Source organism: Streptomyces sp. NPDC031466, from assembly GCF_055581265.1.
In genome coordinates this window covers 21,680-32,866 of record NZ_JBVIJT010000007.1, presented here as the reverse complement: position 1 = coordinate 32,866, position 11,187 = coordinate 21,680, and the positions used below count along the sequence as shown (strand labels likewise).

Genomic DNA, 11,187 nt, shown 5'->3' with positions numbered 1-11,187 from the left:
TCGCAGCGGAGAATGGCACTCATGAGCGGATCCCCGGAAGAGTCGGTGGCGGGCGCGGTGGAGAAGCCGTTCCTGATGCCCGTCGAAGACGTCTTCCGTCGGCACCGGGGCAGGGGGGTGATAGTGACGGGGCGGATCGAACGCGGCCGGGTACGCAAGGGCGACGCGGTGGAGATCATCGGCTTGGGCGGCGGCGCGACGGCTCATGTCGCGGACATCGAACAGCACGACATGTCCATCGGCGAGGCGACGGCGGACATGAATGTGGGGATGCTGCTGCATGGCATCACCGCGGACGCCGTCGAGCGCGGGCAGGTGCTCGCGGCACCAGGATCGGTCGGCGCCCATACCGGCTTCACCGCCGAGATCGTCCTGCTGTCCGAGGAACAGGGCGGTGCGGACGTCGTCTCCGGCGATCGTCTCCGCTTCCACGCCCGCACCGCCGCGGTCCGGGGAACCGTCACACTGCCCGAAGGCGCCGACGTGGCCCGACCGCTGCACGGAACCGAGGTGACAGTGGCACTCGAAGAGCCTGTCGCGCTGGAGGAAGGTCAGTCCTTCGCGTTCCGTCACCACGGCCGTGCCGCCGGATCAGGCACCGTGACTCGACTCCCGCGCTGAGCATCTCACCCACGGAGGGAGCCGCTCACCCCACCACCTCGTACAGCACCTGCCCCCGCGGCCCCACGGACGTCTTCCGCAAGGCGGGGTCGTCGGGGCGCAGGCCGGTGTCCGTGGGGTAGGCGATGACCCAGCGCACCCCGTACCTGTGCAGCACCGCCAGGCGGGTCCCACGTCGCGTGTCCGGTGCGAAGTACGTCCGTACCGCCGCGAGGCGCTCGGCCTGGTCCGGGAGGAAGAAGTCCGGGTAGCCGGGGGCGACCGTGTAGGGGCCGTACGCGGGGATCTGGCGGGACGGGAAGGTCTTGGCCATGACCACGTCGCCGGGGCGGACCTCCGGGGCCAGCCAGTCGTAGCCCGGCCAGGGCGCCCGGTACTTGGCCGCCACCGGCCCCGGCAGGGCGCCCCGCGGCACCACGCAGCCGAGCGTCCCCGCCTGGGTCCACGCGCCGAGCAGCAGAGCCGTGCCCAGCAGCGCGGTGGACGCGCGGCGGACGGCGCCCCGTTCGAAGAGCTCCAGCGCCGCCGCCAACTGCGCCGGGATCAGGGCCGCCGGCAGTACCCGGCCCCACGAGTAGTGGCCGCTCAGGCCACCCGCCGCGAACAGCACCGCGCCGAACGCGAAGAAGAGGGCCAGGGGGTCCCGGCGATCCCGGCGCCACCGGCAGGCCAGGGCCGCCACGCCGAGCAGCGCCAGACCGAAGTGCGGCAGCAGCCCCCGGTACAGCGAGCGGTGGATGTCCTCCAGACCGCCGGCCCCGAAGAGGTCGAAGAAGGAGTAGTACGGCCAGAGCGCCAGCACCGCGATGCCGAGTGCCGACCCGCACGCCAGCCGCCCCCACACCTCCCGGGACGGCCACGGCCGCGCCCCCAGCACCATCGCGAGCGCCCCCAAGGACGCCACCAGACCCGTGAACTGGTGGCTCAGCAGGATCACGGCCCACAGCATGCCAAGGGCGAGGAACGCCCGTACGCCCGCGCCCCGCGAGGCCCTCCGCAGCAGCGCCCAGAAGTGGAAGGAGAGCCCGAGCGCGAACGTACTCGGGTACGAGACCGTCAGCGCGAGGGAGTTGAGGCCGAGGAAGCCGCTCCAGTTGAACAGCCCCGGGCCCCAGAGCAGGAGCAGGCAGAGGAGGGCCAGCGGTACCGCCCCCGGACGCGGGCTGAACGTACGGACGAAGCTCCGCACCCCCGTCACCAGCAGCGCCAGCCCCACCAGCGCCGCCACCCGCAGCACCACGAACGTGCCGAGCCCGGTCGCCTTGGCCAGGCAGCCCAGGAGCAGCGTCCAGGGCGAGTAGTAGGGGCTCGGGGTGTCCGCGTCGACCAGCGGGTTGCCGGGGTCGAGCGGATCGGCGCGCAGGCGTTCGATCGTCGCCGCGTGGATGCCGAGGTCGCCCGCCCACGGCAGGCGGACGATCACCAGGAGCAGCAGGACGATCAGGGCGAGCAGGGGCAGGGCGACGGCGTGCGGTACGAGGTCTCGCGGGGCTCGTATGGCCCCTTCGGCGGCCCCTTTAGAGGCGGCGCGCATCGTGCTGGAAGACCCACGTCCGGTAGACCAGGAAGCGGAACGCCGAGGCGAGGGCGATCGAGAGCGCCTTGGCGATGTTCGAGCCGAGCGGGCCGCTCATGTCCGCGCCCCGGTACGCCGCGTAGAACAGGACGCTCTCCATCACCACGCCGATGCCGCTGAAGACGAAGAAGAGGGCGATCTGCCGCTTGGTGCGCGAGGCGCGGTCCCGGTAGGCGAAGAAGCGGAAGCCGAGGTAGTTGGTGCCCATGGCCACGCAGCTGGCCAGAACGGTCGCCGTCATGGGGCGGGAGCCGAAGCCGTGCAGGAGGAGGTTGAAGACGACGAGGTTCACGGCGACACCGCTGCCGCCGACCAGGCCGAACTTCATGACCTCCAGGGTGAGCCGGCGCAGGCGGCCGATCGCGGGCGCGGGCGCGCGGGCCGGTGCGGGCGCGGGCGCGGGGGCGGGGACGGCGGCGGACCCGGCGGGCGGCGCCTCCCGCAGCGCGGGCCCCGTCATCCGCGCACCCCCGCGCCGCCCCGCCCGGACGCCCGCACGTCGCCGCCCCGCCCGGACGCCCTCGCGTCGAGCCGCAGCTTCCAGGGCATCACGATGGACTCCAGCTGCACCATGAGGTTCATCTTGGACTCGCCGATCGTGCGGTCCTCGAAGTGGATCGGCACCTCCATGACGCCGAAGCCGCGGCGCAGCGCCCGGTACTTCATCTCGACCTGGAAGCTGTAGCCCGCGCTGTCCACGGAGGCGAGGTCGATGGCGCGCAGGGCATCGGCGCGCCAAAGGTTGAAGCCGCCGGTGATGTCGCGGACGCGGGTGCCGAGGATGGCGCCGGCGTAGGCGTTGGCCCAGCGCGAGAGCAGCTTGCGGTGGACGCCCCAGGCGTCGGAGAGCGTGCCGCCCTGCACGTACCGGCTGCCCATGACGACACCCGCGTCGGTGGCGAGGGCGACGCCGAGCAGCTCGGCGACCTTGGCGACGGGATGGCTGCCGTCGGCGTCCATCTGCAGCACGTACGCGGCGCCCTCGGCGACGGCCCGGGTCATGCCGGCCGCGTAGGCCCGGCCGAGGCCGTCCTTCTCGGTGCGGTGCAGGACGCTCATCCGGGCGCTGCCGTACCGCTCGGCGAAGCGTTCGGCGATGTCGCCGGTGCCGTCCGGGCTGGAGTCGTCGACGACGAGGAGGCGCAGGCCGGGCAGCGGGAGCGCCATCAGGGCCTCGGCCATGCCCGGCAGGTTCCCCGCTTCGTTGTAGGTCGGCATGACGACGGTCAGCGCGGTGGCGGCCCAGGCCTCGGGCAGGTGCGCGGCGAGCTCGTCGGAGAGGTTCTCGGGGGTGTTCACGGTCACGGCTGGCCCTTCGGTGGTCCGCGGTCGATGGGTGGTCCGGTTCCCTGCGCTGTGGATTTCGTACCTCCGTCAGACAATCTCACCCACCTTAGACCAAATGCCCGAATTAAGGGGGTATGGCGAATCTCATCACCCATTCCGCGCCACGGAGGCAACCAATCGGTCCAGGGGAGAACTCACTCCGGACCGGCCTTACCTCCGCGGCCACTGATCGGCAACACGAGTCCGCCGACGAAGACGCCACAGGGCCCGCCGACGTTGCCCCGGCGCCGGACCGGGGCCGGGCACACGGAAAAAGCCCGCCCCCTGCCGGACTGCACTGCCGGAACGGGGCGGGCAACAGAAGCGCCCTCACAGCAGGTGGCGCAGCACCAGCCGGGGAGTGTGGTGGACGAGCCAGGCGCCGGCCAGGCCGATCACGGCGCCGACGGCCACGTCGGTGGGGTAGTGCGCGCCGGAGTGCACCCGCTCCACCGCGACCGCCGCCGCCGGCACCGCGCAGGCGGCGCCCCACCCCAGGGAGGTCCCGGCGACACCGGCGGCGAAGCCGACGGCCGCCGCGGTGTGCCCGGAGGGGAACGAAGAGCTGTCCGGGCGGTCGTGGACGTCCTCGTGGGGGATCAGCTCCTTGGGCGGCCTGCGCCGTTCGTAGAGCTGTTTGCACACCGCGTTGGACACCAGCTCCGCGACCCCCATGGCGGCCAGCCCGGCCACCGCGGCCGTCTGCTCCCGGCGGCCGCCGGTCGCGGACATGAGCACCGCCGCGCCCCACCACAGTTTGGTGTGTTCAGCCGCCGACTCCACGACGGGCAGCACCCGCCGCGCCAGGGGCGAGGTCCAGTGGGCCATGCGGCGGGTGAGCCGTACGTCGCCTTCTTTGACATCCGCCAAGCCGATCATGCGACCCAGTTTCCCCCTCCCGGTCCCGTCATGCACGAGGACATTCACGAACACGCATACGAATACCTGCCCGAGGGCCTGCCGAAGACATGGCCGAAGAAGGGAGGCATACGGCGCGGTTTCCCGGGCACCTGGGCTTGCAGATTCCCGACAGCTTTTGTCTACAGATGGAGGAGCTGACGTGTCATTCCTGTGGGCCATCATCGCCGGACTCATCATCGGCCTGCTGGCCAAACTCGTCCTGCCGGGCCGTCAGCCCATTCCGCTGTGGCTGACGGTCATCCTCGGTATCCTCGGCGCCGTCGTCGGCAACGCGCTGGCCACCGCGGTCGGCGTCCGCGACACGAACGGCATCGACTGGATCAGGCACATCTTCCAGATCGGCGTCGCCGCCGTCCTCATCGCCGTGGTCACGCCCCTGTGGGCCCGACGCGGAGCCCGACGACACGCCTGACCCACCGCGGCCCGCTCCCCGCACGGAGCGAGGAAAAGGGGGGCGCCCCGAGCCACCAGGCCCGGGGCGCCCCCCTTTGGCGTGTCCTCCGACAGCGCCTACGCATTCCGTACCGTCGGCGACGCCTACGAATGCGTACGCAGCAGCGTCCGCATCGTCCGCATCGCCACCGACAGGTTCGCCAGATCGAACGCCTCGGAGCTCTGGATCTCCTCCAGCGTCGAGCGGGCCCGGCTCAGGATCGGCGCGTTCTTCTCCTCCCACGCCTTGAACCGCTCCTCCGGCGTGCACTCGCCCTCGCCTCCCGCGGCCAGGACGTCCGCCGTGAGCGCGGCGTGCGCCGCGTACAGGTCCTCGCGGATGGAGGCGCGGGCCATGGACTGCCAGCGGTCGGCCCGGGGCAGCTCGATGATGCGGTCCATGAGCTGGGTGATGCGCAGCCGGTCGGCGAGGTCGTAGTAGACCTGGGCGACGGCCATGGGCTCCTTGCCCACCCGGTCGGCGACCGCGACGATGTCGAGCGCCGGGAAGGCCGACGAGAACCCGGCGACGCGCTGGGCGAGCGCCTCGGGGACACCCGCGTCCGTCAGCTCGTCCCGGATGCCCTGGTACCACTCCAGGTCCGAGCCGCGCAGCAGGTTCGGCAGCTCGTCCCAGACCTGAGCGACGCCCTCGCTGAAGAAGGCGATGGTCTCGGCGAGCTGGAGCGGCTGCGGCCGGTTGTTGAGCAGCCAGCGCGAGCCGCGCTCGACGAGGCGGCGCGAGTGGAGCCGTACGCGGGTCTGCACATCGGCGGCGACGACATTGTCGAGCGCCTCGACGGCGTCCCAGACCTCGCTGAGGCCGAAGATCTCCCGCGCGGCCAGCTGGGCCCGCACGATCTCCTCCAGTGAGGCGCCCGTCTCCTCCCGGAGCCGGTGCAGGAACGTCGAACCGCCCGTGTTGACCGTGTCGTTGACCAGGACGGTCGTGACGATCTCCCGGCGCAGCGCGTGCCCGTCGACCTGGTCGGGGAACCGCTCGCGCAGCGCCTTCGGGAAGTACGCGTGCAGCAGGCGCCGCAGGTAGGGGTCGTCGGGCAGCGTCGTCTGGATCAGCTCGTCGGCGGCCGTGATCTTCGTGTAGGCGAGCAGGACGGCCAGCTCGGGCTGGGACAGGCCGCGGCCGGAGTTGAGCAGTTCGCGGATCTGCCGGTCGTTGGGCAGGAACTCCAGGCTCCGGTCGAGGTGGCCCTGCTTGCCGAGCCGGCGCATGAAGCGCTGGTGGGCGTGGAGCAGGGACGGCGACTGGGCGACGGCGTTGGCCAGCGCGGTGTTCTGCGCGTAGTTGTTGCGCAGCACCAGGTGCCCGACCTCGTCGGTCATCTCGGCGAGCAGCTTGTTGCGCTGCTTGACGGTCATGTCGCCGTCGGTGACGACCGCGTTGAGCAGGATCTTGATGTTCACCTCGTGGTCGGAGGTGTCCACACCGGCGCTGTTGTCGATGGCGTCGGTGTTGATGCGGCCGCCGGCGCGCGCGAACTCGATGCGCCCCAGCTGGGTCAGGCCGAGGTTGCCGCCCTCGCCGACGGCCTTGACGCGCAGGTCCGAGCCGTTGACGCGGATCGCGTCGTTCGCCTTGTCGCCGACGTCGGCGTTCGACTCCGCCGAGGACTTCACGTACGTGCCGATGCCGCCGTTCCACAGCAGGTCCACGGGGGCCTGGAGGATGGCCCGCATCAGGTCCGCCGGGGTCATCTTGACGACGTTGTTCTCGATGCCGAGGGCCTCGCGGATGTGGCCGTTGAGCTGGATCGCCTTGGCGGAGCGGGGGAAGATTCCGCCGCCGGGGGAGAGCAGCGCCTTGTCGTAGTCGGCCCAGGACGAGCGCGGCAGCTCGAACAGGCGGCGGCGCTCGGCGTAGGAGGTCGCGGCGTCCGGGTTCGGGTCGATGAAGATGTGCCGGTGGTCGAAGGCGGCGACCAGGCGGATGTGCTCGGAGAGCAGCATGCCGTTGCCGAACACGTCGCCGGACATGTCACCGACACCGACGACGGTGAAGTCCTCGGACTGGGTGTCGCAGCCCAGCTCCCGGAAGTGCCGCTTCACGGACTCCCAGGCGCCGCGGGCGGTGATGCCCATGCCCTTGTGGTCGTAGCCCGCGGAGCCGCCGGAGGCGAACGCGTCGCCGAGCCAGAAGTCGTAGGACTGGGCGACCTCGTTGGCGATGTCCGAGAACGTCGCGGTGCCCTTGTCGGCGGCGACGACGAGGTAGGTGTCGTCCTCGTCGTGGCGCACCACGTGGGAGGGCGGCACGACCTCGCCGGCGACGAGGTTGTCGGTGATGTCGAGCAGCGCGGAGATGAACGTCTTGTAGCAGGCCACGCCCTCGGCGAGCCACGCGTCGCGGTCCACCGACGGGTCGGGCAGCTGCTTGGCGACGAAGCCGCCCTTGGCGCCGACCGGCACGATGACGGTGTTCTTCACCATCTGCGCCTTGACCAGGCCGAGGATCTCCGTGCGGAAGTCCTCGCGCCGGTCGGACCAGCGCAGCCCGCCGCGCGCGACCTTGCCGAAGCGCAGGTGCACGCCCTCGACACGGGGCGAGTACACCCAGATCTCGTACGCGGGACGCGGCGCGGGCAGGTCGGGGATGGCCTGCGGGTCGAACTTCATGGAGACGTAGGCGTGCGGCTCGCCGCTCTGCGTGCGCTGGAAGAAGTTCGTGCGCAGGGTCGCCTTGATGACGGTGAGGAAGGACCGCAGGATGCGGTCCTCGTCCAGCGAGGCGACCTGGTCGAGCGCGCCGTCCAGCTCCTCCAGGAGCCCGTCGGTCAGCTCGGTCCCGGCACGCTGGTGGTCCGGCGACATGCGCGCCTCGAAGAGCGACACGAGCAGCCGGGTGGTGTGGACGTTGTTGCGGAGGGTGTCCTCCATGTAGTCCTGGCTGAACATGGCGCCGGCCTGGCGCAGGTACTTGGCGTAGGCCCGCAGCACCATCGCCTGGCGCCAGTTGAGGCCCGCGCGAAGCACCAGCGAGTTGAAGCCGTCGACCTCGGCGGCGCCGGTCCAGGCGGCGGCGAAGGCCTCCTGGAAGCGCTCGCGGCCGTCGTCGCCGAGGTAGTCGCCGCCGTTCGGGGACTTGGGCATGCGCAGCCCGAAGTCGTAGATCCACGCGTGCGTGCGGTCGGCGCAGCGCAGCTCGTACGGGCGCTCGTCGGTGACCTCCACGCCCAGGCGCTGCAGGACGGGCAGCACCGCGGAGAGGGAGACCTGCTCGCCGGAGCGGTAGATCTTGAAGCGGCGCTCGCCGGGCGCGGCGCCCACCGGCTCGTACAGGGAGAGCGCGAAGTCCTTGTCGCCCTGGCTGAGCTGCTCCAGGTGCTGGAGGTCGGCGACGGCGGCGCGCGGCGTGTGGTCGGCCTTGTAGCCCTCGGGGAAGGCTCCCCCGTACCGGCGCAGGAGTTCGGCGGCGCGCTCCTCGCCGCACTCGGCGGTCAGCGCCTCGGCGAAGCCGTCGGCCCAGGAGCGGGCGGCGTCGACGAGCCGGCCCTCGATGCGCTCGAGGTCGGCGTCGGAGAGGTCGGGGACCGCGGCGCCCTTGGGCACCCTCACCACGAAGTGGATGCGGGAGAGGATCGACTCGGTGTTCCAGGCGGTGAAGTCGACGCTGGCGCCGTTCAGCTCCTCCTTGAGGATGTCGATGATCCGCAGCCGCACGCCGGTGGTGTAGCGGTCGCGCGGGAGGTAGACGAGCGCGGAGTAGTAGCGCCCGTACTCGTCCTTGCGCAGGTAGAGCCGCAGCCGGCGCCGCTCCTGGAGGTAGAGGACGCTCGTCACGATGGAGCGCAGCTCGTCGGCGGGCGTCTGGAACAGCTCGTCGCGCGGGTAGGTCTCCAGGATCTGGAGCAGGTCGCGCCCGTCGTGGCTGTTGGCGGAGAAGCCGGCGCCCTTCAGCACCTCCGCGACCTTGCGGCGGATGACGGGCACGCGCCGCACGGACTCGGTGTACGCGGCGGACGAGAACAGGCCGAGGAAGCGCCGCTCCCCGATGACGTTGCCCTCGGCGTCGAACTTCTTCACGCCGACGTAGTCGAGGTAGCTGGGGCGGTGCACGGTCGCCCGGCTGTTGGCCTTCGTCAGGACGAGCAGCTTGTGCTCACGGGCCTTGGCGCGCGCGTCGGCGGGCAGCTGGTTGAAGGACGGGCTGACGGGGTGGTGGTCGTCGCCGTGCTTGGGGTCGGCGCGCAGGATGCCGAGTCCGGTGCCGGGGACGGCGGCCAGCGAGTCGTCGTCCGTGAGGTTGTACTCCCGGAAGCCCAGGAAGGTGAAGTGGTTGTCGGCGAGCCAGCGCAGCAGCTCGCGGGCCTCCTCCACCTCCTGGTCGCGCAGGTCGTCCGCGGTGGGCTCGGAGGGCAGCTCGTCGGCGATGCGCAGCGCGGCGTCGCGCATCTTCTCCCAGTCCTCGACCGTCTCGCGCACGTCGGACAGGATGCGCAGCAGGTCGGCGGTGATCTGCTTCAGGTCGGCGCGGTCGGTCTCGCGGTCCATCTCCACATGGATCCACGACTCGACGAGCGCGTCCTGCGGCCGCTCGGCGCCCACCTCCGCGGGGAAGACCTCGAGGAGCTTGCCGGTCACGTCACGGCGTACGACGACCTGGGGGTGGATGACCACATGGATGCCGCGGCCCTGGCGGGAGAGCTCGTTGGTGACGGAGTCGACCAGGAAGGGCATGTCGTCGGTGACGACCTCGACGACGGAGTGGCTGCAGGTCCAGCCGTTCTCCTCGACCGTCGGGGTGTGGACGCGCACGTTCGCCGTCCCCTGGGGGCGGTTCTCGGCGAGCCGGTAGTGGGAGAAGGCGGCACCGAAGACGTCGACCGGGTCGCGGTCGGCGAGGTCCTCGGGGGCGGTGTGCAGGTAGTAGCGCTGGAGGAACGCGAGGGCCATGTCCTGGTCCGGCGTGGCCCCGCTCGTCTTCCCGGTCGGTGCACCGCTCGGCGGGCGCCCCCCGACCGGGCTGTTCTCAGCTACCCGGGCGGCCCGCGCGAGCAGCTCGGCCTTGGCTTCGTCCAGCTTGGTCTGCATTGTCCTCATGACTCCTGCCGCGCGTCATTGCGCGACGTAGAAGGAAGTGAAGTGACATAACGCCCCGGCCCGGGGTCTCCGGCCGTCATCGACGTTAGGCGGCGGTACGGAAACAGCCATCGACTTTGCGCCATTTTCAGCGGTTTCGGCGACAGATTCGCCGAATCCGTCGCCGGGCGGGCCGCCCGGCCCGCTCGGCCGCACCGCGAAGAGACGTCAGCGAGGCCCCGGGCACGGATGTCCTCCGTGTTTCCGGGGCGCAGGGCGGAGGCACCGATGCCTCCGCGGGATATCGCGCTGATCACGGGACAAGGCTATCGCTCCGCACCCCGGAACCGTCATGAGCCGTATGTGCACAAAAGCAGGGGCAGAACCTGGACACTCTGCACAGTACGTCGGGGCGCCCGTCGAGGTCGGCCCCCTGGGCGGACCCGCCGTGGGCGGGCACGTTGTCCGGGAAGGACGACGGACACGGGCGACGGCCGTACGACCGCACGGACGCACGGCCACACGGACGCACCGCCACACGAGCGCCCCGGCACCTCAGGCGGCGAGCCGTTCCGCCACGAGCACGGCCTCTCCGAGGCTGTCCACGACCGGCACACCGGCGCTCTCCAGACTGGCCCGGCTGTGCGAACCCCCGGTGTAGAGCACGGCCCGCGCCCCCACGTGCGCGGCGGCGATCGCGTCGTCGACGGCGTCGCCGATGACGACGACCCGCTCGGCGGCGGCCACGACACCTTCCAGCGCGGCGAGGTGCCGCACCATCCGCTCGGCCTTCCCGGCATGCGAGTCGTCGGTGCGCCCGTCGATCCGTACGAAGTGCTCCTGGATTCCGTGCCTGCGCACGAGCGGTACGAGGTGTTCGTGCGGGGCCAGGGACAGCAACGACTGCGTGTGCCCCTCGGCCCGCCGGTCGGCCAGCAGCCGGGCGGCCCCCTCGGTGAGCCCGCAGGTCTCGGCCCGCGCCCAGTAGTGCCGGTGGAACACGGCGTCCATGACACGCCACTCACTGTCGCTGGGCAGCCGCCCCAGCAGCCGCTCGTAGAACAGTGGGATCGGCACGCAGTACAGCTCGCGGTACCGCTCCAAGGTGATGGGCTCGATCCCGAGCTCCGCGAAGGAGGCGTTCGTCGCCTCGATCACCGCGTGAATGTCGTGCAGGAGCGTCCCGTTCCAGTCCCACACGATGTGCGCCCCGCGCCGCGTCCCCATCCCCCAAATCTACCCTCCGCCCACGCCCGGCGAACGGCCCGCGGAGC

8 protein-coding genes are annotated in these 11,187 nt (G+C 71.3%); 2 read left to right on the top strand and 6 right to left on the bottom strand.

The genetic code is table 11. The features are described from left to right. Positions 1-21: 21 nt before the first annotated feature. On the top strand, positions 22-621 hold the full coding sequence (locus ACZ5GP_RS18130; protein WP_468751808.1) for an EF-Tu C-terminal domain-related protein: 600 nt from the start codon (positions 22-24) through the stop codon (positions 619-621). 25 nt (positions 622-646) lie between these two features. Here ACZ5GP_RS18130 and ACZ5GP_RS18125 read toward each other — a convergent pair whose 3' ends face one another. From ACZ5GP_RS18125 to ACZ5GP_RS18110, 4 genes are all read right to left on the bottom strand, one after another. Further along, entirely contained in the window at positions 647-2,155 is a 1,509-nt protein-coding gene (locus ACZ5GP_RS18125; RefSeq protein WP_468751807.1) for a hypothetical protein, read from the bottom strand. After that, complete coding sequence (locus ACZ5GP_RS18120) at positions 2,139-2,657, bottom strand: GtrA family protein (protein ID WP_468751806.1); 519 nt, start codon at positions 2,655-2,657, stop codon at positions 2,139-2,141. Before ACZ5GP_RS18120 ends, ACZ5GP_RS18125 begins: the two co-directional genes overlap by 17 nt. Then, the gene (locus ACZ5GP_RS18115; protein WP_468752146.1) at positions 2,654-3,415 is read right to left on the bottom strand and encodes a polyprenol monophosphomannose synthase; all 762 of its coding nucleotides are present in this window, start codon (positions 3,413-3,415) and stop codon (positions 2,654-2,656) included. The genes ACZ5GP_RS18120 and ACZ5GP_RS18115 overlap by 4 nt, the downstream gene beginning before the upstream one ends. Before the next feature lie 438 nt (positions 3,416-3,853). Beyond that, complete coding sequence (locus ACZ5GP_RS18110; RefSeq protein WP_468751805.1) at positions 3,854-4,402, bottom strand: phosphatase PAP2 family protein; 549 nt, start codon at positions 4,400-4,402, stop codon at positions 3,854-3,856. A gap of 181 nt (positions 4,403-4,583) precedes the next feature. On the opposite strand from ACZ5GP_RS18110, the gene ACZ5GP_RS18105 reads away from it, so the two are divergent. Next, on the top strand, positions 4,584-4,856 hold the full coding sequence (locus tag ACZ5GP_RS18105) for a GlsB/YeaQ/YmgE family stress response membrane protein (RefSeq protein WP_361076360.1): 273 nt from the start codon (positions 4,584-4,586) through the stop codon (positions 4,854-4,856). Between the two features lie 125 nt (positions 4,857-4,981). On the opposite strand, the gene ACZ5GP_RS18100 is transcribed toward ACZ5GP_RS18105, so the two are convergent. Further along, positions 4,982-9,925 carry an NAD-glutamate dehydrogenase gene (locus tag ACZ5GP_RS18100; RefSeq protein WP_468752145.1) on the bottom strand — a complete coding sequence of 1,648 codons (4,944 nt, stop codon included), beginning with the start codon at positions 9,923-9,925 and terminating at the stop codon, positions 4,982-4,984. 543 nt (positions 9,926-10,468) lie between these two features. Next, entirely contained in the window at positions 10,469-11,140 is a 672-nt protein-coding gene (locus tag ACZ5GP_RS18095; protein WP_468751804.1) for an HAD family hydrolase, read from the bottom strand. Positions 11,141-11,187: the final 47 nt, after the last annotated feature.